Here is a 26,098-nt window from a genome sequence, read left to right as displayed (position 1 = left end):
TGGTTGATTACAGCTTGGCGTCGATGTCGACGCTCTGATACGTAGGGGTCTGCTGAACATAGAGCTTGATGCCCATGTCGAGCAGCTGATTGACGTCGGCCTTCTGGGTGGCGTCGAGAAAGACGGAGCTGTCCTTGCCGCCGACCTGATCGGCACCGTCGTGGTTGGCGGTGGCGCCCAGGTTGATGGCGTCGAGCTTGTAGCCCTGGCAGAACTGCAGCATCTCGGCAGTGTTGCCAAAGACGAACATGACGCGCTCGCCGAGGGTGTTGAGCTTGTCCATCTTGGCGAGGGCACGCTCGACGGTGAAGACGTTCAGGCGCACGCCCTGGGGCTTGGCCAGCTTGAGAGCGCCCTTCTTGATGTCATCGTTGGCGGCAGCGTTGTCGACGACGATGATGCGCTCGGCCTGAACCTTGGTGGTCCAGGTAAAGACGACCTGGCCGTGCAGCAGACGGTAGTCAAGACGTGCGAGGACGATCTTGGCGGGACCGGAGCTGTGACGGGACGCCGTGGCCTTCTTGGCGGGGGCCGCGGCGGCCTCGACCGGTGCGTTGGGGTTGGTCAGACCGGTGCGGGCCTCGTTGATGAGGGCCGCGAGCTCGGCGCCCTTGACGGGGACGGGGCTCATAGCGAGCGTGAGCGCCAGCGGGATGTTGAAACCGCTGACAACCGTGAACTTCGTGCCGTTCTTGGAAAGCTCGACCATGCTGTTGTTGACCGAGCTGCCGAGCATATCGGTCAGCACATAGACGGTGTCGTCCGCGTTGAACGTGGCGATCATGGCGTCCACCTTGTTGGTGATGGGCTCCTTGTCGTCACGAGCAAGCGACACGACGTGGACGTTCGACACGTCGCCGAGAACCATCTCGAGCGTGTCTTTGGCGCCTGCGGCCAGGCCGCCATGAGATGCGAGAATGATCTGATTCATCTTGCCTCCTCCTTTTCGTTATGGTCATTATAACGTCTTATACGTTGCTTATATTGCTAATTAGTATAAAGACCGTTCGCGGGTGAAAATCGACCGTTGACGGGTTTAACGTACTTGAAACGTTGGGGCTGGGTAGGTCGGCGCTGGCTGGATAACCCCAGGTCAGACCCTGCGCGCAATCCCCTATCGCACGAAGTACCAGGGGCTTTCCTGTACGGTGGGTTCCAGCGCAATGCCGGTGCGTTCCTTAAACAGATCCATGTCCTGAGATTTTTCGGTCCACCACGCGTTGGGCTTAAAGGTCATGCTCTCAATGACATGACCGACAAACACACTGTTGCGCAGCTTGGAGAAGTCGGTGTTCATAATCAGGATGGACGCGAGCACCAACACGATGCCCAGGACTTTAATCGCGCCGGCGGGCTCGGCGTAGACACCAATGCCCACCAGTACGGTGACGACCGTCTCGAAAGACATTACGACGGGAACTTTCGATGTCTCGAGCCCCATGGACAGACCCTGCATATATAAGATGTAAGCAACGGCTGTGGGGATGAGTCCAAAGCCAAGGAACAGCAGCAGCAGCTGTGGCGACATTGCCGCGGCGACATCCGGCCACGGAGCCGCGATAGCTGCCATAACCGCACCGCCAAAAACAAAGCCCCAAAACGTGACAGCCAGCGGGTGGACCGTCTTGGTTGCTATTCGGCTAAACACCGCGAGCGACGCACCACAAAGGCCTGCAATCACGCCCGACGTGACGCCCCAAACCGAAAAATGAAAACCGGAAAGGTCGCCATTGGTCACTGCAAGCACGCAGCCTACGATGTTAAAGACAATGGCAACGAGCTTGTTGGGGGTCACGTCCTCGCGATAAAGCACGCGGCCGAGCATGACGCCAAACACCGGCGAGGTGTAGAGCAGCACCGAGGCCGTGGACATGCCCACCTCGCCCATGCACTCGTAATAACAGGTGTTGGCGGCGGCCAAACCGACGATGCCGACAAGCGCACAGGGAACAAGCTCTTTAGGGCTTGCCTTGAACAGGGCCAGCGGACCCTGAGCCACGGTAGACCCCTCACCCGGACGGCAGCCCATAAACATCAGGACCGGCGCCAAGATAAGCGCTCCGACCAACAAGCGAAAGGCAGCCATGCTCTGGGACGAAACGCCCATGGCCGAGATGCCGTTTACAAAGATTCCGATGCTGCCCCACATAAGCGCGGCGATCAGCACCAGCACATAGCCCAGATTGCTTTTCTTCAACGCAGCCTCCTCGGTATTGTTTCCAATATGTTTCGTACTACGTTATAGTCGTTATATACATTTTTCAAGACACAAATCGGCGAGCGGATAAGTGATCCGTTTTCCTCCGCCCCCAGCGGATTACTGGGCGGTTGCGGTGAAATAGTTCCTAAATAGAGGCTTCAAGCCCCCAAGCAGGAACTATTCCACCGCAACTTATGAGGACATCGAGCTGTTAGGCCGCTCTATCCCCTAGTAGTCCAGCTTCCACATGTAGCGGCGCGTCATGTAGTCCTTGTGGGTGACGGCAGAGAGCGCACGCATGTACACGTTGTTGAGGATCGGGGCAAAGATCAGGTGATTGAAGTACTCGCTCACGCTGTCCTTGATGTCGTTGAGGCCGAGCTCCTTGGCGTCGAGCTGATAGACGCGCTCGCCACCGTACTGGTTGACGAAGCGGATGCCGCGCTCGTCGTTGCAGCGGCTGCGGCCGACGCTGATGAGCTGGAACAGCGAGGTGCGCTTGTCCAGGATCTCGAAGGGGCCGTGGAAGAAGTCGCAGGTGTTGATGGTGCAGGAGTCGATCTGCAGCATCTCCTGCACGTTGCAGATGCTAAAGACGTAGGCGGCACCAAAGAGCGGACCCTGAGCCATCACGTTGATGCAGGGCTTGTCGGCGTTTTGCTCGGCCCACTTGGCGGCGAGCGGACGGGTGTACTCGACGGCCTTGCGATAGATGGGGTCAACCAGGTCGAAGGCGGCCATAGCGGTCTCATACTCGGCATAGCCCTCGGTCTGCTGCGTAAGCTCCATGGCGATCATGGTCACGACGGCGGAGTTGGTACGGCCCATGCAAGACTCGTCGACGGCCAGGCTGTCATACTGAATCTTGTAGTCGCAGACCTCGGTGAGGCCGGACTCATCGACATAGATGGCGATGGTGCTGGCGCCGTGGTCCTTGGCGACCTGGGCGGCGACGATGGTCTCCTTGGTGCCGCGCATGGACACGACGACGGCCAGGGTGTTCTCGTTGACATAGGCGGGCGTGGCGTGCACGAACTCATTGCTGGTGTAGCTGGAGCTCACGACCTGCGTGGCCTCGTGCTCCATAAAGTACTGGGCAGGATAGTTGCCACCGTTGGATCCGCCGGCGCCAATCCACACGACGCGCTTGATGCCGCCCTTGTCTGCCTTGTCGGCCAAAACCTGGGAGACGACGTCCTTAACCTGTTCCTGAGTAGTCATCGTGCATCAGCCTTTCTTCTCGTTTGATGCTCTCGATGGCATACAAGTTACATACATGTTTTGGTTATGTCGACTAGTTGTATGCTATATTTGTCTTAAAAAATTTGCTGATACGGTTTTCGATAACTTGATACCAGCGGTTTTGTTGTTGTATTGAATACATGCTTGATTAGATACGCATACAGGTTAGATACAGGTTGATCGCATGAACGCTTCATCTAAAAAGAGACTGACCCAATACGAGCGCTTGGCGGGCATGCTGCGCGACCGCATCGCCTCCGGCACCTACGCGCGCGGAGACAAGCTGCCGTCCGAGATGGAACTCATGGACGAATCGGGGCTGTCGCGCAGCACCGTACGCCACGCCCTTAAGGTGCTCGTTGACGAGGGCCTGGTGCGCACCGAGCGCGGGCGTGGCGCCTTTGTGGCCGACACGCCGGCACTCCACGAGAACAACCTGGTGTTTTCGAGCTACACGACACAGGTCCAGGGTCAGGGTATGAAGCCCACCACGCGCACGGTGGACTCGGGCTTTGCCAAGGCCGCGGGCAATGCGGCCAAGTTCTTCGATGTCGCCGTGGGCAGCAAGCTCGTCAAACTTGTCCGCCTGCGTTATCTGGACGATGCGCCGCTGTGCCTGGAGACCACCTATCTACCACCGAGCTTTGAAGCACTCATCGATCGCGATATCAACGGTTCGCTCTACGCCACGCTGCGCCAGGAATTCCATCGCGCGCCGGCACAGGGACATAAGACCTTTGAGGTGTGCTATGCCTCGCAAAACGAGGCGTTTTTGCTCAACGTTGGGCGCGGGCAGGCGCTGATCCTGATCACCGACTACGTGTACGACACCGACGGCCGACCGCTCCATGTCTCCAAGCGCATCCAGCGCACCGACCGTGCCAAATACACCGAGCCCATCGGCTAACCTGCCAAAATAAACCTGTCCCTAAATGGTAGGTTTGAGGAGGTCGGGGAACCAGGTTGGTTTGGGTTGGTTGGGGACGCGCTCGGCTAGGACCAACTCCATCCAGCACATGTCGTACCAGCGGCCGAACTTTTGGGCGCAGCGATCGAAGGCGCCCACCAGGCGATACCCCATATGGGCATGGAAGTCCTGGCTGTTGTGCGTCAGGTACTCATCGTCCTTGTCGTGCGGCACGGCGATGAGGGCGCACATGTTGGTGATACCCATCGCGATCAGGCATTGCTTAAGCGCGTCATGCAGCTTGCGGCCCAGCCCGCCGTGGCGCACATCACGCGCCAGGTAGATCGATGTCTCGACCGACCAGTCGTATGCCTCGCGGCTGTTGAGCGGACTCACATAGGCATAGCCTACCGGACGCCCGTCCAGTTCCATCACCAGATACGGATAGCGCTTGAGCGTGCGCTCGATGCGCCCGGCGAACTCCTCAACGCTCGGCACCTCGTATTCGCAGGTAATCGCCGTCTGGCGCACATACGGCTCATAGATGGCAAGCAACGCCGGCGCATCATCGGGCGTCGCCAGACGAATCGTCGGATCGGACATCTCGGTCATACAACCCTTCCCCCTCAAAAACAAAGGCCACCTTGCGCCAAACCCAGCGCAAGGCGGCCCCTCGTCATTACATCAGGCTACAGGACAGCCGCCAACGCGTCGATGTCCTCCTGCGTCGTGGCCCAGCTGGTGCAAAAGCGCACCACCGTGTGAGTATCGTCGTACTTTTCCCAGTACTCGATCGAGGCATGCTCGCGAATGCGGGCCATATCCTCGTTGGGCAGAATCACAAACTGCTGGTTCGTGGGCGTCTCCAAAAAGAACTGGTAACCGCGCTCGTGCAGCACACGACGTAGCGTCTGGGCCGTCTCGATCGCCTGTCGACCAATCTCAAAATACAAGCCATCGGTAAAGAGTGCCTCAAACTGCACGCCCGTCAGGCGGCCCTTGGCCAACAGCGCGCCGTGCTGCTTAATGCGCGGAATGGGATGTGCCGGAGCGTGCATGCCGCAGAACACCACAGCCTCGCCGCAGAGCGCGCCGCACTTGGTGCCGCCGATGTAGAACACGTCGCACAGCTGCGCCAGCTCGGGCAGGGTAATGTCGCACTCATCGGCCGCCAGCGCATAGGCCAGGCGAGCACCGTCCACAAACAGCGGAATCTCGCGCTTCTGGCATACCGCATGAATCGCCGCGAGCTCGGCCTTGGAGTACAGCGTGCCGTACTCGGTCGATAGACTCACGTACACGGCGCCCGGGAACACCGTGTGCTCGTAGCTCTCGTTTTCGTAGAACACCTGGATATAGTTCTCGAGGTCCTCGGCGTGCATCTTGCCCTCGTAGCCGGGGATGGTGAGTACCTTGTGGCCGCCAAACTCGATGGCGCCCGCCTCGTGGCAGGCGACGTGGCCAGTCTCGGCAGCAACGACGCCCTCGTACGGCGCGAGCAGCATGTCGATCACCGTCGCGTTGGCCTGCGTGCCGCCCACCAGAAAAAACACGTCGGCATCGGGGGCCTGGCAGGCCTCGCGAATAAGTTGCTTGGCACGCTCGGTATGCGCATCGGTACCGTAGCCGGGCTGCGGCTCCATGTTGGTATCGACGAGCGCCTGCAGCACCGCTGGGTGTGCGCCGTGGGAATAGTCGTTGTTGAACGCGAGCATGGCAATCCTCTCTTACCGGGTATCGGCCAGATGATTCAAACGGAGCTATTGTACGCCGTTGGGATAGGCAATGCGCGCGGCAAGGCACTCAAGCGCCAGTACCAGGGCAAAACCGCAGCTCACGTCGCTCAAAAAGTGTGCACCGATCACGATGCGGCCAAGCGCGACGAGCGCCGCGACCACAGCCGCCGCCCAAAAGATCACGCGGCGACGCGAAGATTTTTCCTTAAAGGCTGCCGCGGGAAGCCCGGCGAGCATAAGGCCAATCGCCGCATGCGCCGTGTGTCCGCTCGCAAACGACTTAAAGCCGTCCTTGACTACACCGGCGGCAATATAGGCCCACTTGTCAGGGTTGCCGATCACCCACCACGGCTGAAACTCGAGTCCCTGCGTCACCTCGATCACGCGCATGCGTGGGCGCGACCACAGCGGCTTGACAATCACGTTGAGGATGATGGCCTGAGCGACCCACACGACAAGCACCATCAACGCCCAGCGCGTGAGCTCGTCGGGCTCGGTCGTGCGCGTGAGACGATAGACGATAAGATTGGCGGCGATGACCAGCACAAACGTCAGCACCAACTGAGCCGCGATGAGTTTGCCGCCAACCCTCAGGGACGAAACGATCTCGTAGCCGAGCAGGCCCACGTTGATGAGGATGCCGAGCACGGCGAGCCATTTGCTCCCCCTGGAGTCGGGACGCACCGCGCGCACGAGCATAACGCCCGCGATGCTCGCCGTCAGCTCAAACGGCAGCTCGCCGGCCGCCTCGATAAAGCGACCGTACATGCTGCCGATATTGAACAGCGCGCTCGAGATCTGATAATCGAAGAAGCTGCCCACGCCCAGACAAAGACACAGGACAACCGCGATAATGGCGACATCTTTCTTATAGATGTATCCGAACATGCTTTCCTTTCGATGGAGCCAGATTGCCCAAATGGGGCGTTTGCAGCGTCGACCCGTTAGTCGTCGTCGCTGGCACCCAGCTGTTGCAGCAGCATGAGCGCGGCCGCCACGGGGCCGGTGCCGTCGTTGGCGTCGAGACCGCGACCCAGGCCGCTGCCCGCGCCGGCGCCCGCCTTGTAGGGCACCGATAGCTTGCGGCTCTTGGGGAAGTTCACCGCGCCATAGCGGGTCTTAAGCTCAAAGGCCACCTTCTTGGGCACGTCGACGCCCAAAAACGTGATGCGACCGCCGCTGAGCGTGACGCTCTCGAGCCCCAGGCGCTCGCCGCGAATGCGGATGCGCGCGCGATTGAACAGGTTGAGTCCCGCCAACGGCAGCTCACCATGCGCGGCCTCGGTCTCTTCCTGCACCTCGTCAATGCTCTCCAGGTCCTCGGCCGCTGCGAGCTTACGGTACACGAGCACGCGCTGGTCCACCGCCGGCAGGTACTCCTCGGACAAGAAGTAGTCGGCCGGCAGGTTAATACCCACGCTCGCCGCCTCCACGCCGGCGTCGTCATCGCCGCGCGCCTCGGCCACGGCCTGGCCCAGCATCTGCGTAAACAGATCAAAGCCCACGCTCGACAGGTTGCCGTGCTGCTCGGCTCCCATAAGCGAACCGGCGCCACGGATCTCTAGGTCGCGCATGGCGATGCGCATGCCGCTGCCCAGGTCCTGGAACTCGGAAAGTGCGGTCAGGCGCGCCGTTGCCTCCTCGGTGAGCGGCAGCTCGCCGGGGAACATAAAGTACGCGTAGGCCTGCGTGGCAGAGCGGCCCACACGGCCCTTGAGCTGGTAGAGCTGCGCCAGGCCAAGGCGCTGCGAGTCCTCGATGATCAGCGTGTTGGCCGTTGCGTTGTCGATGCCGCTCTCCACGATGGTCGTGGCGATGAGCACATCGATCTTTTTGGTCGCGAACTCAATCATCACGTCCTCGACCTCGCGCGGGCTCATCTTGCCGTGTGCCACGCCCACGCGCGCCTCGGGCGCGGCCTCATGCACGCGCGCCACGGCGTCATCGATGGTCTTAACGCGGTTGGACACGTAGTACACCTGGCCGCCGCGGCCCACCTCCAGGCGAATCGCCGCGCTCACCACATCGGGGTCGTACTCCCCCACGTGCACGATCACGGGACGACGCCCGGTCGGCGGTGTGGTGATCAGGCTCATGTCGCGCACGCCGCTCGTGGCCATCTGCATGGTTCGCGGAATAGGCGTTGCCGAAAGCGTGAGCACGTCGATTTGCTCGCGCAGGTTCTTGAGCTGCTCCTTGTGCTGCACACCAAAGCGCTGCTCCTCGTCGATGATCACCATGCCCAGGTTCTTGGGGTTCACGTCGGCAGAAAGCAAGCGGTGCGTGCCGATGAGCACGTCGATCGTGCCCTCGGCAAACGCCTTAAGCGCGCGCTTTTGCTGCGCCGGGGTGCGGAAGCGGCTGAGCACTTCGACCTCGAGGCCAAACGGGGCAAAGCGCTCAAAGAACGTCTCATAGTGCTGCTGGGCCAGAATGGTCGTGGGGCAGAGCACCATGACCTGGCGGCCGGAGTCCACGCACTTAAACGCCGCGCGCAGGGCAACCTCGGTCTTGCCAAAGCCCACGTCGCCGCACAGCAGGCGGTCCATGGGCTTGGGCGCTTCCATGTCGGCCTTGATGTCGGCAATAGCCTCCAGCTGGTCGCGCGTCTCGTCGTAGGGAAAGCTCTCCTCCATCTCGATCTGCTCGGGCGTGTCGGGCGGGCAGGCGATACCGGTAATCGACGAGCGGCGTGTATACAGGTCGACCAGGTCAAACGCCAGCTTTTTGGCATTCTTGCGCGCCTTGTTGGTAGCCCGCGTCCAGTCGGCGGTGTTGAGCCTGGTCAGGCGCGGCTTGTCGCCGTCGGGGCCAACATAGCGCGTGATGCGGTCGACCTGCTCGAGCGGCACGTAGAGCTTGTCGCCGTCGGCATATTCCAGCAAAAAGTAGTCGCGCTCCTTGCCGCCCACTTCCTGGCGCGCGATCTCGCTAAAGAGCGCGATGCCGTGAGTGGCGTGCACCACGTAGTCGCCCGGCTTAAACGGAAACGTGATCTGCGTAATGTCCACCTTGCGGCGGCTGCGCGCGCGGTTGGCATCCATACGGGCGTTGAGGTCGGCGATCGAGAACACGGCCAGGTTGGCATCGGGCACCACCACGCCCTGCGGCAGGGCGGCATCGACAAAGGTCACGCGTCCGCGCGAGATAGTGGGCACGGCAGCACCGGCGGCAGCCTGGGCCGCGCCCGCCTCGAGCGAGCGGGCGTTGAGCGCGTCAGCCTTACGCTCGCGAATTGCAGCATGAGCATCCTGACGGGCAGCACGATCGGCAGAATCTGCCGCCGCCACGCGCACGCGCTCGCCAATGACGCCGGCGTTTTCGGGCGCGGCCGTCAGCGATTCCTCAAAGGTAATGCCCTCGTCGCCAAAGGTGAGCTCCATCGACTCGCGCGCGCCGCGGTCGGGAATGGCAAACACGCAGGCATAGCGCTTGCCCACGACTTCCTGAACGCGCGTCATAAAACGGTTGTCCGAGCCTGCGATAGCAGGCTGCTCAATCTTGAGCTCGGCCGTCACCGCACCGCCGGCACGGATGAGGCTTACGTAGTTCAAGCGCTGCTGGGCACCAAAATCGAGCTGTTGAGCGCGCACGTACAGACCATCCAGGCGGTCAATCCCTGCCTCGCCGGCACGCGCCTCGATATCCTCGTAGGCGCGCAGGCAGTCGTCGAACAGCGAGCGCGGCTCGGACAGAACCACGAGCGCCTTGCCGCTCACGTGCGCCAACGGGCTTACGGTCTGGCCGTACATCACCGGCAAAAAGCGGTCGAGCTCGGGCGTGACGATGCGCGCATCCACCATCTCGAGCAGCGCCGCCAGTTTGCTGTCATCCTGGCTGGCGCGATAGAGCGCCACATGCATGTTGTGGACGGCCTCGTCGGTGAGTGCCAGTTCGCGGCAGGGAAAGATTTCGATGCTGTCCTCGTTGCCGATGGTCTGCCCCGTGGAGCTCACCATGCGGCGGATGCGGTCAATCTCGTCGCCGAAGAACTCGATGCGCACGGGTGCCTTTTCCTGTGCGGGGAACACCTCGACGGTGTCGCCGTGAACGCGAAACAAGCCGGGCGCATCGGCGGCGCCGGCATTGGTGTAGCCCATGCCCACCAAGCGCTGCGGCACCTCGTCAAAGGGAATCTCCTCGCCCACCGCAAAAGTAGTGGACTCCCAGTAGCGGCTCTCGACCGGCGGCACGCAGCGCAGCAGCGCGCGAGCCGAGGCGACCATGATGCAGTTGTCCCCGCGCACGATGCGCCCCAGAGCCTCGCAGCGCTGCGCCACCACGGCGTCGTCCGGCGCCTGCTCGCGCCACGGATAGTCCTTGCGCTCAGGAAAACGACACACGTGCGCCAGGCCCACGTAGGCGGCAAGGCTACGCGCGGCGCGATCGGCCGCATCCTCGCCGCTCACGATATAGACCGTCGGGCGCGGACGGCGCGCAAACTGGGCGGCCGCCATAAGCGTGCGGCCCGACTGCGACACAGCCAGCGTCACGTCCTCGCCAGCATCGAGCCCGGCCTCGACGGCCTGCAAGGCCTCGGCAGTGTAGAGCTGCGCGGCTATACGGTGAATGAGCATGCTGTTCCTCCGGCATTGCAACGCCAAAAGCCCGCCGGGGCAAGCTCGGCGGGTATGCGGCGGATTTCATTGCCTGTCATGGTAGCGCATGGAGAGGACTCCGGCTCAAGAGCAAACCCAGCCCCGCAAAAAACGCCAGACGAAGATGCGTTCCGCCCTACCCCGCTACGCGCACGCTGGGGCACAAATCTGCCAGCGGACACTCGTCACACTTGGGTTTGCGGGCGTCGCAGATCTCGCGACCGAAGGTGATCCACTGATGGTTGACCGACTCCCAATACTCGTGCGGCAAAATCTTGAGCAGATCCTGCTCGGTCTTGAGCGGCTCCTTGGCATGTGTCTTGGGACTCAACATCAGGCGATGCGCAATGCGGTTGACGTGCGTGTCCACCGCAATGCCCTCCACGATGCCATACCCCACGTTGAGCACGATGTTCGCCGTCTTGCGTCCCACGCCCGGCAGCTTCACGAGTTCCTTCATGTCGGCCGGCACCTCGCCGCCATAGTCGGCGACGATCATCTGCGCGGCCTCCACGGCGTGCTTGGCCTTGCTCTTATAAAAGCCGAGTGACTTGATGGTGTCTGCCACGTCAGCCACACTCGCCCCGGCCATGGCCTCGGGCGTGGGCCACTGGGCAAACAGCTTCGGCGTCACCTTGTTGACCTGCGCGTCGGTCGTTTGCGCCGAGAGCAACACCGCGATCAGCAGGCGGAAGGGATTCTCGTGGTCCAAAAAGCACTCGACCGGGCCATAGCGACGGTTGAGGCGCTCACACACCTCAACGGCGCGCTCGCGTTTGGCGGCATTGGTCTCGCGTGGCATAACGACTCCTCGGCTCAACGGCACAATAAACTTATGGGCACAATTGTCCCACGTCCGAGACGCTTACGCCTCCAAGAATGCGCCGGTCTGACGGCTCCACAGGCTCGCGTACTCGCCACCCGCCTCGACGAGCTGCGCATGCGTGCCGTCCTCGACGATCTCGCCATCGGCCAGCACCACAATGCGGTCGAGCGCCGCCACGGTGGACAGGCGGTGCGCCACCACAATGGAGGTACGTCCACGCATCAGGTTTTCGAGCGCCTCCTGCACCAGCGCCTCGGACTCGCTGTCGAGGGCAGAGGTCGCCTCGTCGAGCACCAGAATCGGCGCGTCGGTTAGGATGGCGCGGGCGATAGCCACGCGCTGACGCTGGCCGCCCGAGAGCTTGACGCCGCGCTCGCCCACCATGGTGTCAAAGCCACGAGGCAAGCGGTCGATAAACTCGGTCGCATTAGCCAAGCGAGCCGCCTCGCGGATCTGCTCGTCGGTGGCGTCGGGGCGGCCGTAGGCGATATTCTCGCGAATGGAGCGATGGAACAGCAGCGCCTCCTGCGGCACGTAGGCAACCTGGCGGCGCAGGCTCTGCTGCGTGCAGTGCGAGACATCCTGACCGTCCACGAGCACGCGGCCGCCCTGAACATCGTCCAGGCGCAGCAGCAGCTTGGTGAGCGTCGTCTTACCCGAGCCCGATTTGCCCACCAGGCCCACGCGCTGGCCCGCCGCCACATGAAGTGTCAGGTCATCGAACACGCTCTCGCCCGCCGCAGCGTCACGGTACGCAAAGCTCAGGTGCTCAAAATCAATCGCGCCCTCGGTCACTTTAAGCTCGGGAGCGTTCTCGTCGTCTGCCACCAGACGCGGCTCGTCCAGCACGCGCGTCGTCTCGGCCGCATCGCCGAGCGCGCGGTTGATGCGCTGCATCATGGAGCTTACGTAGTTCAGGCGCATGGTGAGGTTATAGGTGTAGGTAAAGATCATGACGAGCGAGCCGGCCGAAATGCCAAACCACGCGTTGCCGCCCGCCACGAACACACTCACCACGGCCATGGTGATGACGATGAGGCCCGAGGTCGTAAAGTTGCGCTGCATCATGGCGTGCATCGAGACCGTCTCGGCGTCGCGCGCGGCACGATCGGCGGCGTCGAACAGATCGCGTTCAAAGTCCTCGCGCCCGCAGGTCTTGACGGCCAAGATGTTCGTGACCGCGTCGGAGAGCACGCCCGAGAGCTTGTTCTGCGCGGCGGACGTCGCGGCCGAAAGCGGCATGATGCGCTTGTACATAAGCCAGACAAACGCAATGTAGACGACCATGATGCACACCAGGATCACGGTAAACGTCGGTACCACCGGGGCGAGTGCGGCCACGGTGCAGATGACCGAGGTGATGGTGGGGATGAGCGAATACACCGTCACGTCGACCAGACCCGTGTAGCCGCTCATAAAACGGCTTGTCTGGCTCACAAGCGATCCGCCAAAGCGGCTGGTGTGAAATGTCATGGATTGATTGGAGAGCGTGTCGAAGCACAGGCGCGCCAGGTGATAGTTGCCCGCAATCTCGAGCTTGTAGACGGTGTAGTCCTGCAGCTTGGAGAGGATTTGGCCCACTAGGTTAACGAGCACGAGCGCCAGGATATAGGGGCCGAAGACCTCAAACACCTGGTCGCCTGCCACGGGACCGGCCTGGACGCGGTCGACGATGAGGGCCATCACATAGGTGTTGGCAAACGTGAGCAAAAAGATGTAGCCCGCCGACGAGAACACCGAGAGAAAGACGATCAGCGGCTGCGTGCGCGTGACGTCCCAAAAACGCTGCAGCGTGCGACGCACGGTGGAGCGTTTGAGCGGACTGGTGTTTCTCTGAGACATGGGCTTCCTTTCGCGTCTGATAGGGCGAAACGCCATTGTTGCACACTAAAGCGCACTTCAGGCAAGTGCGACGCGAAAAGCGCCCGCGCCCCGCGCTTGCGCAGGCGCCCCGCCGTCAGATGAAGCTAGTCCTCGTCTTTTTGGTCTGCGAGCAGGCTCGCAGACGTAAGCCCCAAGATCTCGTCGGCCTCCTCGGCATCTTCCAGGGCGTCGATGTCCTTGAGCTTGCGCTCCATGACGTTGGTGCGCGTGGTGATGATGCCCTCGACCGTTTTGCCCGCGGTCTCGATCTGCTGCTGGGCGCGGCGCAGCGCCTTTTGATAGCGCGGCAGCTCGGCCTTGACAGCGGAGAGCACGCGCAGTACATCGTCGGTGCGTTTTTGCAGCTTAAACGTTTGGTAACTCATCTGCAGGCTGTTGAGAATGGCCGCCATGGTGCTGGGGCCGGCAACGTTGACGTGATAGTCGCGGCCCAGGGTCTCGATAAGCCCGGGGCGGCTGACGACCTCGGCGTACAGTCCTTCAAACGGCACGAACATGATGCCAAAGTTGGTCGTTGCCGGCACACTCAGGTACTTTTCGCAGATATCATTGGCCTCGCGCTTGACCATGGTATCGAGCGTCTTGCGCGCAGCCGCCACGGTCTCCGCATCGCCCGACTCCTGCGCGTCGAGCAAATGCTCGTACGCGTCGCCCGGAAACTTGGAGTCAATCGGCAGCAGCACGGGATCGCCCTCGTCCACCGGCAGCTTGACGGCAAACTCAACGCGCTCCGAGGCGCCGGGCTTGGTGGCGACGTTTTCCAGATACTGGTCGGGTGTAAGAATGTCCGCCAGAATTGCACCCAGCTGCACCTCGCCCAAAATACCACGCGCCTTCACGTTGCCCAGCACGCGCTTAAGGTCGCCCACGCCGGTGGCGATGGACTGCATGTCGCCCAGGCCCTTGTACACGGCCTCGAGCTGGTCGCTCACCTGCTTAAACGATGCCGACAGGCGATCGTTGAGCGTGCGGGAGAGTTTCTCGTCCACCGTCGCGCGCATCTGATCGAGTTGCACGTTGTTGTCTTTGCGGATAGCACCCAGCTGGGCATCGACCGTCTCGCGCACCTTGTCCAGGCGGTGCTCGATGCCCTCGCGGTTGGCACCGAGCTGTTGGGCCGTCTCGCGGCGAAGGTCATCCATCCGGTCACCAGCTTGCGAAAACTCACGTGCAATGGTCAGGTAACGTTGCTGCCCCACGGCCGCATCTGTCGTCTGCTGCTGCGCGATGGCGTTGGCCGTGCGGCGAGTTTCGGCCAGCGCGACGTTCAGGGCATCGAGCGCGTTGTTGGCCTGCTCGAGTGCTGCCAGCGTTTCCGCGCTACTGTCGCCACGCTCCCGCAACTCGGCACGCAGGCTCTTGAGCTGGAGGGCGCAAGCCACAGCAACCCCCACCGCCACCAAGGCGATCACAACAAGCACGATATCAATAGCAGACATAGACTCCGCCCAACAAACTCAATCGGTCATCAATCAAAACCGCGATCAATCTTACCCCGCCACACGCACGGATCACCCACTGCCTTGCAGACAAATTTCTCTTAGAGCCGCGGACGCTAAAACGCTAGCTCTCCCAGCCGGTGCGAATGGTTGTCATGACGTCGCCTAGGCGCTGGCCCAGGGCTGACAGATGTTGGAGCACTTCGCCGGGCGAAGCACCGTTGAGGATGCAGGTGAGCGCATACGAGACCAAGAAAATCGCCGCAAGTCCTAGCGGAATGAGCACGATCATCGCCAATGTGCGCAGGCGCTGGCCCACGCGGCGACGACGCGTGCGGCGTTTGTCGAACGCAAGCTCCTGCGCATATGAATCTTGTTGTACGGAATAGTTCTCTGGCGCCGATCCGCCCGCAGGCGAAACCGCAGGCGTGGCATTTTGCGCAGGGGGCTGGGCGGCTACCCCTTGCATTTGCATCTCCATAAGCCGTTGCCGTTGGCGCAACATGCGCTCGGCTTGTTGCTGCGGAGTCTCAAGAAACAGATCCATGCTGGCCTCCAAAATCGGAGCATTCGACGCTTACGACCAGCATCCCGCACCGCCATGACCGCGACAACGCAATCGCCGGCAATAGCCACAAAGTTTCTTCTGCTCAAAAGCTGTCGAAAAGCTCAACAACTCCCCTACCAGCACTTTCTCTGAGCTTTTTTCGCCAACAATCTTTTGGCCTTCCACCCTTACGCCAACTGACCAAAATCTAACCAATAGCTTGACGAAAATTGTGGAGACCGGGACCCCACACAAAAAGTGCCGCCCCAAAGGGGCGGCACACAAACCAATCTATTAGCCAAAACTCGTTGGCAAGCCCGCGTCGTCAGACCCGCGGCGCATGCCTTTGCCTCGCGTGACTCTGCGAAGCCGTGAGCGAGAGGGAAAGGGATGCGCCGCGGGTCTGACGTCCGGAGCGGTGAAACCAGCAGTTGCCCTGCGCTCCGTGGTCGGTGAGGACAGACTACATGCCTGCGAGACCTCGGGCGGCGGTGGCGCACATAAACGCCAAGGCTAGAATCACGAGCGAGCCCGCGATGTCTGCCAGCACGCCCATTGCACGGCGTTCAAACAACCAGCTCTCAAAGTGCGGGGCGACGTTGCGCCAAACACGCCACAGCAAGATGCCCATACCGATGACGCCCGGGATATTGAGCAGTAGGATCTCGGAGCACAAAAGACCGATCAGGTTACCGGCGGCAAAGCCCGCATCACCCTCGCAGTATTTGCGGTAGACCATATACAGCATGTACGCCACAAACGGCTGCAAGCACGCAGAAATAAACGAGACCACCATCGAGGGGTCCTGCGAAAAGACCTCGGTGAGTTTATCGACACTCGTGGCGTCCTTCGAAGCCAAGAATAAACCGATAACCACAAGGGGCACCACGCCCAAAATTACCTCGACCAGAGTAAACAACTTGGCAGTCAAATCCTCACTAGCCGAATTCAAATGAGGCGCCCACTCAGGATGAGCATGCGCGCCGACTTTCTTGTCCTTCTCAGCACGATCGGCCTTTTTACCCTCGGCAACCCGATGACCAGGATCCTTGCGAGTTCCCGCCGCAGCAACCCGAGCTCGAGACTTCTTGCCCATAAAAAACACCCCATCAGGTAGTAGATAAACTAAAAGTCGCTACCCAGTGTACCCCACCCATGAACGGCGCCGTCCCAACCAGTCCCCATACAAAAACGTGCCGCCCCAAAAGGGGCGGCACACAAACTTTTTTATTAGCTTTTCTGTAACGAGCACGCGACGACCCAAAGCGGGCCGGGAGGGCCGGACTACCTTCCCTCAACGCGACCCTGCGAAGCCGTGAGCGAGGAGGGAAGGTAGTCCGGCCCTCCCGGCCCAGCTCACGCTAGCGCCAAGCGCTAGTAGTTCACCACCTGCTCCTCAAAGTACGCCTTCGGGTGGTTACACACCGGGCACACCTCAGGCGCCTCGGCACCAACGTGCAGGTGCCCGCAGTTCAGGCACTTCCATACCTTCACGCCCTCACGCTCAAACACCTCGCCCGACTCGATGCGCTCGACGAGTTTGTTGTAGCGCTCCTCGTGGGCCTTCTCGACGGCGGCGACACCACGGAACTTCTCGGCGATCTCGGCAAAGCCCTCCTCCTCGGCGGTCTTGGCGAACTCGTCGTACATCGTGGTCCACTCGTAGTTCTCGCCCGCGGCGGCGTCGCGCAGGTTGTCCAGAGTGCCCGGAACGGCGCCGTCGTGCAGATACTTAAACCACAGCTTGGCGTGCTCGGACTCGTTGCCCGCCGTCTCGGCAAAGATATTCGAGATCTGAACGTAGCCATCCTTCTTGGCCTTAGATGCGTAGTAGCGATACTTGGTGTGTGCCTGGGACTCACCGGCAAAAGCGGTCTCGAGGTTCTTCTTGGTTTGGGAATTCTCAAAATCCATAGGTGTACTTCCCTTCAACACGTGCCGCCCATAGGCTTTGAGCGACCTTGTCTTTAGGATGCCCTCAAGCCGCGAATTTAAACCTTACAATCCCGTTCTTCAGATTTGAGCGGGCTACACACTCAACCAACGATCGTCCTCGGCTCGGCAAAAGCCCTCGCGCTCCAGGTCAGCTAGAATGCCCGCGATCAAGTCGCACTCGACCGGCCCGCGACCGGCTGCCGCTTCCATCTCGTTAACGCCCACCACGGCATCAGCAAGCGTAATCCCCGCCGGCTGCCCATCGCGCGCTGCCAACAACATACGCACGATATGCGCGCGCTTTTGGCGGCGCGAGCCCTCAAACTTGGACTGACGACTATAGCCCGCCGACCGCCTGGACGGATTGGGCAGCGTCTTTTTAAGATACGCGCCGTAATCCAGCAATGCGTAATACCACGCGCGCGGCGTGTCGGCATCGTCTTGAGGCGCGGCAAAGGGAGCGATCTCGTCCGCCGCCGCACCGGGGGCCGCCGGACAGGCAGCTTGGATCAGCGGCACCAGTTCGCGATCGGGAACGGCCGGCACATCGGGAAAGAAATGATGCAAAAAGACCGTGCGCACATTGGTCTCCAAATACACGCCCGGAAGATCAAACGCAAACGAACGGATGCCCTGCGCCGTTGCCGGGCCAATGCCGGGCAGAGCGACCAAGTCACGCGTCTCGCGCGGAAACTCCCCATCCCAGTCCTCTACAACGCACTGTGCAGCCCTGTGAAGCGCCAAGGCGCGGCGATTATAGCCCATCCCCTGCCACGCATCCAAGACATCGGAAGGGACAGCCTGAGCGAGCGCCTGAACAGTCGGAAAGCGATCGAGCCACGCCGGCATACGCGTCTCCACGCGCGGCACCTGTGTTTGCTGCAACATAACCTCAGAAAGCCAAATGATGTACGGATCGCGTGTACGGCGCCACGGAAGGTCGCGATAACGCAGGACCCCTTCCGAACGAATCATCGAACGAAAGGGGTCCTGAATCATGGCTATGCTCCTTATGCGGCGCTATTCCTCCCGGTAAGCGCACGCGCAGGTGGCGTACTCGGGAAACGCTTCGCGGTCGGCGAACTTGGGATCGACGGCTGGGAACTGGCGGTGAGCGACGATGTCGCCGAGCGAAACGGAATCGAGGTAGTCGCGCATCAACGCCTGGGCTCCGGCCCACAGGGGATGATAGCAGCACGCGCCCATGCGCGCACAGTCACCATCGGGCGCGGTGCAATCGTTCATAACCATAGGACCCTGAACGGCCTCGACGACCTGGCGGATAGTGACGTCGTCCGGACTGACCTTGAGACGCATGCCACCGTGGACGCCACGCAGGCTCTCCACAATACCGGCCTGGACCAAACCGTGCTGAATCGAGCGGGCAAACGAATACGGGACATTGACCTCTTCGGCAGCGGTGCGAACAGAAAGTAAGCACTCCGGATCCTCGGCAAGCATCGCCAGCATACGAAGGGCGTAATCAGTCTTCCTCGATATGTCCATTTTTCCCCTTTCAAGGAATACGAACAGCTCGAACGAGCTCCGGGGCCGAGCTTGTGTCGAGACGCTAAATGACCGCCAGGACATCCAAATGGTAAATCGGATATCCACTGAGTGCCGCGCTTGGAGCGAAATGCATCAGATGCGGCGCACAGTGCAATTTAGTATAACCTAACCCCCTGTCTCGTTGAACAGGTGTTGCGCAACAAAGCTGTTGTTCAGACAGATATACTTATTGGATTTTACTTGCGTTCCCGAAGGCGCGAGGATTCTGGGCGAAGATGCACCAGGGCGATCGTTCTATCGAAACAAAGTGCATCAAACGCAAAAAGCCACGTCCGAAGACGTGGCTTTAATTGCGTTGGCGGGAAGTACGGGGCTCGAACCCGCGACCTCCGACGTGACAGGCCGGCGCTCTAACCAAACTGAGCTAACTCCCCAGGCAGTCGTTCGCGTTTGTTTCCGCTCGCGTGCGCTGCGGGGATTAGTATACACAGAAGTCTGTCCGCCGCGCAACAACTTTTTTGAAAAAATTTTTCGGTCCCTCCGGGAGGGTCTCCGGGGCCGGCTGGCGCGGGTTAAGTTTGCTGCTCTACAGTCCTGCGCAAGACGGAAAGCACATTAAGTGCTTTCCTTTGCGTGCGGAACTCGCGACAAACTTAACCCGCGCCAGCCGGCCCCGGAGACCCTCCCTGCCGTCACTTTGTTCGAGCCGTTGTTGTTGCTCGCCGCTTCGCGGCTCGGCGGCCCCGTTCTCCGCGGCGGGGTTGGTCTGATGGATCTTGTTGAAGCTCGGCCATTGGCTCAAATGGAAACGGGGGACGCATCTGCATCCCCCGTTTTTGTTGTGATTACTCTAGGTCAATAAACTTAGTGCTTAGGATCTTGCCGTCTTTTACTAGCATTCTGGCCATGGTGGGGCCTCGGGTGCCTCTGGGGTAGCTGGCGCTGCCCGGGTTGAGGACTAAGCAACGGCCCACTTGGGCTTCTTTGGTTACGTGGGTGTGGCCGTTGATGGCTACGTCTACGGATCCCACCGGAAGGTCTTCGCGGTAGTGGGCTACGGCGAATTTAAGGCCTTCGTAGGTAAAGAGCGCAAGACGGTCTACATCGGGGCCGTAGTCGCGGTAGTAATCGTTGTTACCCAGTACGGCCCGCACGGGGGCGATGGTGCATAGGTGCTCGTAGTCCATCTCTGACGTGAGGTCGCCAGCGTGGATGATCAGGTCTGCGCCTTCAAGCTCATCCAGGAGCGCAGGCGATAAATAGCCGTGGGTGTCCGAGATGATGTCGATACGCTTGGCGCTTGCACTGTTCATGGGATCCCTTCCGCAAAAAACGATTCGGCAGATACATACAAAAAAGGCCCCACGGCTCCGCAGACGATGGGTCTACAGGGCTGCGGGGCCAGTGTGCTAGAGACTCAGAGCCTTCTTGAGCGGCACGACGCGGCGACGCGAAACCGGAACGCGTTCGTCGACGCCCGTAATGCCCAGCTGGATGGCACCCGAGGGCACCGTCTCCACATCCGTGACGCACGCCAAGTTGACGATATAGCGGCGGTGAACACGGAAGAAGCCAAAGTCGCAGAGCTTGGCCTCAAACTGCGCCAGCGAGGTCGTCGACAAAAAGCGATCATCGACGGTATAGATGCAGGAGTAATCGTCCTTGGCCATGATAAAGCGAATATCGTCCACGGGAATGAGCACCTTGCGGCCGCCCTTTTCCACCGGGATACGCTCGATGGTCACCTTGCTGTCCGTAACCGGCTTGGCGCGTTGCATGACCTTCTCGATCGCGCGATCCAAGCGAGCTTCTTCGACCGGCTTCATCAGATAATCGACGGCATCCACGTCGAATGCCTCGACCGCATGGTCACTATACGCAGTCACAAACACGATCGCCGGCGGATTTTTGAGCTTATGCAGCGCCTCGGCAAGTTGCAGGCCCGAGGCACCGGGCATCGAGATATCGAGAAACACGACATCCACGCGACTTTCCATAAGCATCTCGATGGCGGAGCGGACGCTCGACGCCTCCGTGATCGTGCCGATCTTGCCCGTTTGCTCGAGCAGGAAGCGAAGCTCCGAGCGAGCCGGCGCCTCATCATCCACAATCATCGCACGCAGCATAGGGATAAAACCTTTCGTCAACTAACTACGCCGGGCATCCGTCGCATGACGTTGAGCCCGTAGCCTTTTATTTTACTCTTGAATGTCGAAGATGCTCTCTGACAAATCAAGATGAAGGAGCACTTTGGTGCCCTTGCCCGGCGCCGATTCGACACGCGTATAGGAGTGCGGCCCATAAAAGCGATGGATGCGCTCCGAAATATTGTGCATGGCCACACCGGCGCCGCCACCCTGGGGAGAGCTGGCGTCGGGACGGGCAGAACGCTCGTCAAACAGTCTGGCGGCGGTACCCTCATCCATGCCCACGCCATTATCGGCCACGGCAATCAAGATTGCATCCTCGCCGTCTTGGTGAACGGTCACGTCGATCCTCAGGGCGTCGTCATCGCCCATACCATGACGTACGGCGTTCTCGACAATCGGCTGGATCACGAACGCCGGCACCAGCGTATCTTCCACGTCCTCGGACACATCGAACGTCGCAAGCACGCGGTCCTCGCCAAAGCGGGCCTTCTCAAAGGTAAGGTAGCGCTTGGTCTGTGCGACCTCACGCGAGACCGGAATAAGCGATCCCGAGTTGTCGAGCGTGGCACGATAGAACGATGAGAACTCACGAAGCAGTTCGCGGGCCCGCAGCGGGTCGGTGCGCGTAAACGATGCAATGGTGTTCAGCGTGTTGAACAGGAAGTGCGGGTTAATCTGCGCCTGCAGCGCACGCACCTCGGCGCGCGCCGTGAGTTCCTTTTGCACCTCGAGCTCGTGGATGGCGAGCTGTGTGGACAAGATCTCGGCAAAGCCCGAGGCAAGCGCATACTGGGTACGGTCGACGGCGCGCGGGGTCTTGTAGTAGAACTTGAGCGTGCCGACGGTACGATCGCCCACCTTGATGGGGGCGATAATGCCGGCGGGGACTTGGTTGTGCGAGCCGTCCGAGCCCACGACATCCACCATACGGTTGAACGACTGCACGATGCCATGTTCGATAACGTAGCGTGTGGCAAGCGTGTGGATGGGAGTATCGGGCAGCAGTTTTTCCTCAAACTCGCCCGCGCAGGCAAGCACGTTGTCCTCGTCGGTGATGGCCACCGTCATGGCGCGCGTCTCGGGCAAAATGCGCCGGCACACCAAACGTGCCGACTCCTGCGTCAGACCGCCCTTAATGTCCTCAAGCATGGCCGAGGCCACCGAGAGCGTCTCCTCGGTGTACTGGGAACGCACCGAATCGGGATTGAGCGTCAAAAAGATAAAGATGCACAGAAAGATGCATAGCAGCGCGCAGGCAATCACCGTGGCGATCGGCTCGATACCGGTCACCAAGGCAAAAATAAAGTACACCAGCACGCAAATGGCGCAGGCGACGGCAATGATGCGAAAGATTGATATTGAACTATCGCGCTGGGCGCGGCGGTCGATCATTCGGCCCCCTCCAGGATACTGATCAGTTGTGCGTCACGCCAAAGCCCGTCCATGATCTTGGGCCAAAAGCTCTGGAAACGCAGGTAGCTTGCAGCGTTTTGGCGCGCATAGGCCTTTGCCTCGCCGATACCATGGCGCCAAATGCGCAGGTAGCCCTCATGCTCGCGGGTAAACACGCTGCGGACCATAGCGGTCTTGCGCACGCGGTCGTCGAGCTCGCGCGAAATCCACGGGCCCGGGTAGGGCATGAGCGATGCCGCCGTAACGGGAATGAGCTCCTTTTGATGCGCGGCGAATGTCAACTTGGCCCGTTCGTAGTACCAACGGTATACATCCTGCATAAAGCGCGGTGAGCGCTTTTCGGACTCCGGAGGCAGATGGCGCACGGTCCACTCGTTATCGAACCACACGTCGTAGCCAAACATGCGCATGTTAAAGAGGTAATCCAAGTCCTCGCCGCGGGTGATAAACGGGTCAAAGGCCACACGCGTAAAGGCGCGGGCGTGCAGGGCCATCAGGCCGCCACACACGTAGTTGGAGCGCGAGATGCGGGTGCCCGAGAGCGCCTTTTTCATCCAACGGTTGAACTCGATGCGCTTGGTCCACCAACGATGGCAGATGCCCGCCTTGTCCGTGGGAGCCAGCGGTGAGCCGTCGCGATCGTAGAAATAACCGCTCTTGACCAAGATCGGCAAGCCCTGACGCGTCTGCTGCCCCAACGCATAGGTCGCGCGCTTCATAAAGTCGGCGTCGATGACAGTCTCATCGTCATCCAAAAAGATAACCGCGTCATGCCCCAGCACAGCGGCACAGGCTAGCCCCATGTTGCGGATGGCACCGTAGCCTCGCAGGCTCACGCACTCGCCCGAACCCTTGGGCGCGATCTGAGCAACCCGGTCTGCAATGCGCGAGGCCTGGGTGTTGGTGACAACGGTGACCTTGAGCGTGGGATGCGCGTCGACAATCTCGCGCACGTGCAGCGACACATCGGCTGTGGCAGAAACGGGACAGACCACCAAAAGGATGATGCGAGGGATGTCACGTACCTGCTCAAGCGAGGCCAGGCAGCGGTCGAGTTCGGGATTGTCGGCGTTGAGTCGCGTCGAATGGTCATAGGTGCCAGGGGCGTTTGCGCAAGCGTCATCGCCCGCCCAATACGTTGGAATCACGACTGTGGCGTTCATGCCTTACCCTCCCTGCAACACAAAAACGGGACGCCGCCAAACACAGGCGACGCCCCGCGACCTAGCTGATTCCATCATACCCACTTGGGCAAATCATTGCTCGCAAGTCGCAATGTTTATTGCGGATAACCCCAAAAGAGTACCGTGGACAGGCACAATAGCCGCTCGCTCCTATGCGGCATGCTCTGCCGCCCGAGTCATGCGGGACAGGCGGACCAGCAGCATAAAGCCAACGATCAGCAGCACGCCAATGGAAAGGACGCCCAGCGACGGATTGCCGGTCAGCGAGGTGACGACCGACACTAGGAAAGTGCCCATGACGCTTGCATAACGACCGAAGATGTCAAAGAAGCCGTAGTACTCGTTGGACTTTTCCTTGGGGATAATGCGGCCAAAGTAGCTACGGCTGAGCGCCTGCACGCCGCCCTGGAACAGGCCGACCATAATGGCAAGCACCCAGAATTCAAAGGCGGTCTTTAGGAAGAACGCGGCGAACAGCACAATGCCCATATAGGCGGCGACTGCCACCAAGATCATGTTGAGCGTGCCCACGCGTCCGGCAAGCTTGCCGTAGATGATGGCGGACGGAAAGGCCACGAACTGCGTGACGAGCAGCGCCAGGACCAACTGGGTCGAATCGATGCCCAAGGCCGATCCGTAGCTGGTTGCCATGGAAATGACCGTGTGCACACCGTCGATATAGAAGAAGAACGCGATCATGTAGACCAGCACGGTCTTGTTGTGGGCGATCTCGCGCATGGTGTGTCCGACCTCGGAGAACACACCGCCCACGATGTGGCCGATGGTGTCCTCGGGACCGCGCTCGCGACCGTACTTTTGCTTATAGGTGCGAATGAGCGGCAGGGTAAAGATGAGCCACCAGGCACCGGTGATGATAAACGACAGACGCGTTGCCAGCATGGTGGGGACACCAAGAGCGGGGCCACCCATGATGAGCGCCAGGCAGATGACGAACGGCACGGTGGAACCGATGTAGCCCCAGGCATAACCCGAGCTGGACACGGCGTCCATGCGCTCGTCGGTGGTAATGTCGGGCAGCATGGCGTCGTAGAACGTCATAGAAGAGTTAAGGCCGATGGTGCACAGCACGTACACGGTCAAAAATGCCATGGCGGACATTGGGATAGCCTGCGCCAGGCAAAGCACCAGGCCCGTGAGGAAGAAGCCCAAGAAGAACTTGATCTTGTTGCCGGCGTAGTCGGCAAGCGCGCCCAGAATGGGCATGAGCATGGCGATGACCAGCGAGGCAATCGTCTGCGCATTGCCCCAGGCGACCACCAGGTCGGCCGAGGAAGCGCCGGTATTGATGGCGTTAAAGTAAATGGGCACCACCGAGGTATTGAGCAGCACGAGGGCCGAATTGCCCACATCATACATAACCCAGTTACGCTCGAGCTTGGTGTATTTCATGGACAGGGACCCTTCGTATTCGCCCGATATGCAGTTAGCTCATCGTACCCCAATTGTCCAGAACCGCCGGTAAGGATTCGGCAAAGGGGCACGCACGAGCCCTATTCCTCGCGGTCGAACTCCTCATCGGCATTGAGCACGCGACCGCTGTAGTTGACGTGACTGGTCACGGCATCCATGTCACCGGTCTCGATAAAACGTGCGACCGTGCACTCGTAATCGACCAGCGCGCGATCAAAGACCTCGGGGAAACTCTCGTTCGAGACCTCGTCGGTAAAGGGATTCTTCCATGTCAGATGGCCCAGGTTACCGGTGCGCTCGGGCAGCTCCGTCGTCACGCGATGGGCAAGGCCGTCGAGCAGCGAGTAGTCGTGCACCAAGCCCTCAACCAGCGAGATCGCGCGCGTCTTTGCGGAGCCGGCCGGCTCAATCGCGCGGTAAAGTCGCTGCATATTGGCAACGGCAGCACCGTACTCCCCCGCCGGAATGTCAATGCCATACACGCGTCCGGCAACATAGCTCATCAGCACGCCGGCCACGCGATTGATGCGATCGGTGGTGACGATCTCGCCCGCCGGCGGGTAATCGTCGACCGTAGCGCCATCGCGTTTAAGCTGCAGCATCAGTACATCCAGGTCGCTCTCGATCACGGCATGGACCTGACTGCTCGAATCCTCAAGCTCTGAGTCGGATTCCACGATGCCAAACTGCTGCTCATAGACAAAGGGGTGGGCGTTGCGGTCGAGCACGTAATGAGACAGCAGGCCCAGCGCAAAGGCGCGACCCAAGCTGGCGTCGCGCGGCAGCAGATGCGACACGCCGTCGCGCAGGCACGCGAACTGGCGAGACATGCGCGACCGATGCATGACCTGCGCCAGCAGCGTGCAGTCGGAAACACGCGGTGTCAGAATGTGAAAGAAAAACGGGTCGGGGCCTTGGTTGCCCAAGATAAAGGCAATGCGCTCTTCATCGGACGTGATGACGCCCTGCGGAAGACGGTCGATGCTTTCCTCGCCAAACAGATGATGGGTGATAAGCGCGGGCATAATGATCCTTTCGATTTCATTCGATGCCACCCATTATGCCCACCGCGCGCCCATGCCAAACCTGCGATGGTA

At 60.6% G+C, this 26,098-nt stretch carries 22 protein-coding genes and 1 tRNA gene; 1 reads left to right on the top strand and 22 read right to left on the bottom strand.

What is annotated here, in order from left to right; genetic code table 11:
* Positions 1-7: 7 nt before the first annotated feature.
* The 3 genes from GXM19_RS09015 to GXM19_RS09005 all read right to left on the bottom strand — a co-directional run bounded on the left by GXM19_RS09015 (position 8) and on the right by GXM19_RS09005 (position 3,421).
* Complete coding sequence (locus GXM19_RS09015; RefSeq protein ID WP_006235137.1) at positions 8-931, bottom strand: PTS sugar transporter subunit IIAB; 924 nt, start codon at positions 929-931, stop codon at positions 8-10.
* Positions 932-1,114: 183 nt separating this feature from the next.
* Positions 1,115-2,197: a DMT family transporter gene (locus GXM19_RS09010; protein ID WP_022095163.1), complete on the bottom strand. Its 1,083-nt coding sequence runs from the start codon at positions 2,195-2,197 to the stop codon at positions 1,115-1,117.
* A gap of 231 nt (positions 2,198-2,428) precedes the next feature.
* On the bottom strand, positions 2,429-3,421 hold the full coding sequence (locus GXM19_RS09005) for an SIS domain-containing protein (protein ID WP_006235139.1): 993 nt from the start codon (positions 3,419-3,421) through the stop codon (positions 2,429-2,431).
* 205 nt (positions 3,422-3,626) lie between these two features.
* Between GXM19_RS09005 and GXM19_RS09000 the strand changes: the two genes are divergently transcribed.
* Entirely contained in the window at positions 3,627-4,349 is a 723-nt protein-coding gene (locus tag GXM19_RS09000) for a GntR family transcriptional regulator (protein WP_006235140.1), read from the top strand.
* 21 nt (positions 4,350-4,370) lie between these two features.
* Here the strand turns inward: GXM19_RS09000 and GXM19_RS08995 are convergent, their stop codons facing one another.
* From GXM19_RS08995 to GXM19_RS08905, 19 genes are all read right to left on the bottom strand, one after another.
* Positions 4,371-4,961 (bottom strand): GNAT family N-acetyltransferase, encoded by a 591-nt coding sequence (locus tag GXM19_RS08995; RefSeq protein ID WP_006235141.1) that lies wholly within the window; start codon positions 4,959-4,961, stop codon positions 4,371-4,373.
* Positions 4,962-5,038: 77 nt separating this feature from the next.
* A complete protein-coding gene (locus GXM19_RS08990) occupies positions 5,039-6,064 on the bottom strand; it encodes a threonine aldolase family protein (protein ID WP_006235142.1) in 1,026 nt (341 codons plus the stop codon).
* A gap of 45 nt (positions 6,065-6,109) precedes the next feature.
* Positions 6,110-6,973 (bottom strand): phosphatase PAP2 family protein, encoded by an 864-nt coding sequence (locus GXM19_RS08985; RefSeq protein WP_006235143.1) that lies wholly within the window; start codon positions 6,971-6,973, stop codon positions 6,110-6,112.
* 56 nt (positions 6,974-7,029) lie between these two features.
* Positions 7,030-10,662: a transcription-repair coupling factor gene (mfd, locus tag GXM19_RS08980; RefSeq protein WP_006235144.1), complete on the bottom strand. Its 3,633-nt coding sequence runs from the start codon at positions 10,660-10,662 to the stop codon at positions 7,030-7,032.
* A gap of 157 nt (positions 10,663-10,819) precedes the next feature.
* Positions 10,820-11,485, bottom strand: a complete 666-nt coding sequence (nth, locus tag GXM19_RS08975) for an endonuclease III (protein ID WP_006235145.1) — start codon at positions 11,483-11,485, stop codon at positions 10,820-10,822.
* Between the two features lie 63 nt (positions 11,486-11,548).
* Positions 11,549-13,351: an ABC transporter ATP-binding protein gene (locus GXM19_RS08970; RefSeq protein WP_040359125.1), complete on the bottom strand. Its 1,803-nt coding sequence runs from the start codon at positions 13,349-13,351 to the stop codon at positions 11,549-11,551.
* A gap of 125 nt (positions 13,352-13,476) precedes the next feature.
* Positions 13,477-14,832: a DNA recombination protein RmuC gene (locus GXM19_RS08965; RefSeq protein WP_006235148.1), complete on the bottom strand. Its 1,356-nt coding sequence runs from the start codon at positions 14,830-14,832 to the stop codon at positions 13,477-13,479.
* A gap of 124 nt (positions 14,833-14,956) precedes the next feature.
* Entirely contained in the window at positions 14,957-15,379 is a 423-nt protein-coding gene (locus GXM19_RS08960; protein ID WP_006235149.1) for a hypothetical protein, read from the bottom strand.
* 463 nt (positions 15,380-15,842) lie between these two features.
* Positions 15,843-16,475: a hypothetical protein gene (locus tag GXM19_RS08955; protein ID WP_006235151.1), complete on the bottom strand. Its 633-nt coding sequence runs from the start codon at positions 16,473-16,475 to the stop codon at positions 15,843-15,845.
* A gap of 278 nt (positions 16,476-16,753) precedes the next feature.
* Complete coding sequence (rbr, locus tag GXM19_RS08950; RefSeq protein ID WP_006235152.1) at positions 16,754-17,293, bottom strand: rubrerythrin; 540 nt, start codon at positions 17,291-17,293, stop codon at positions 16,754-16,756.
* A gap of 114 nt (positions 17,294-17,407) precedes the next feature.
* Complete coding sequence (locus GXM19_RS08945) at positions 17,408-18,313, bottom strand: HhH-GPD family protein (protein ID WP_006235153.1); 906 nt, start codon at positions 18,311-18,313, stop codon at positions 17,408-17,410.
* Positions 18,314-18,334: 21 nt separating this feature from the next.
* Positions 18,335-18,820: an RrF2 family transcriptional regulator gene (locus GXM19_RS08940; protein WP_022094514.1), complete on the bottom strand. Its 486-nt coding sequence runs from the start codon at positions 18,818-18,820 to the stop codon at positions 18,335-18,337.
* 359 nt (positions 18,821-19,179) lie between these two features.
* Positions 19,180-19,257 (bottom strand) — tRNA-Asp (locus tag GXM19_RS08935).
* A 411-nt stretch (positions 19,258-19,668) separates the two neighbouring features.
* Positions 19,669-20,136: a YfcE family phosphodiesterase gene (locus GXM19_RS08930; RefSeq protein ID WP_006235155.1), complete on the bottom strand. Its 468-nt coding sequence runs from the start codon at positions 20,134-20,136 to the stop codon at positions 19,669-19,671.
* Between the two features lie 96 nt (positions 20,137-20,232).
* Complete coding sequence (locus GXM19_RS08925) at positions 20,233-20,949, bottom strand: LytR/AlgR family response regulator transcription factor (RefSeq protein ID WP_006235156.1); 717 nt, start codon at positions 20,947-20,949, stop codon at positions 20,233-20,235.
* A gap of 72 nt (positions 20,950-21,021) precedes the next feature.
* Positions 21,022-22,365, bottom strand: a complete 1,344-nt coding sequence (locus GXM19_RS08920) for a histidine kinase (RefSeq protein WP_006235157.1) — start codon at positions 22,363-22,365, stop codon at positions 21,022-21,024.
* Complete coding sequence (locus GXM19_RS08915; RefSeq protein ID WP_006235158.1) at positions 22,362-23,549, bottom strand: glycosyltransferase; 1,188 nt, start codon at positions 23,547-23,549, stop codon at positions 22,362-22,364. The genes GXM19_RS08920 and GXM19_RS08915 overlap by 4 nt, the downstream gene beginning before the upstream one ends.
* 171 nt (positions 23,550-23,720) lie before the next feature.
* Positions 23,721-24,980 carry an MFS transporter gene (locus tag GXM19_RS08910; protein ID WP_006235159.1) on the bottom strand — a complete coding sequence of 420 codons (1,260 nt, stop codon included), beginning with the start codon at positions 24,978-24,980 and terminating at the stop codon, positions 23,721-23,723.
* Positions 24,981-25,081: 101 nt separating this feature from the next.
* Positions 25,082-26,026 (bottom strand): zinc dependent phospholipase C family protein, encoded by a 945-nt coding sequence (locus tag GXM19_RS08905; protein WP_006235160.1) that lies wholly within the window; start codon positions 26,024-26,026, stop codon positions 25,082-25,084.
* Positions 26,027-26,098 lie beyond the last annotated feature (72 nt).

This window comes from Collinsella aerofaciens ATCC 25986 (genome assembly GCF_010509075.1).
GTDB classification, from domain to species: Bacteria; Actinomycetota; Coriobacteriia; order Coriobacteriales; family Coriobacteriaceae; genus Collinsella; species Collinsella aerofaciens.
The sequence above is the reverse complement of the archived record's forward strand: the minus strand, read 5'-3'. Positions and strand labels throughout refer to the sequence as shown.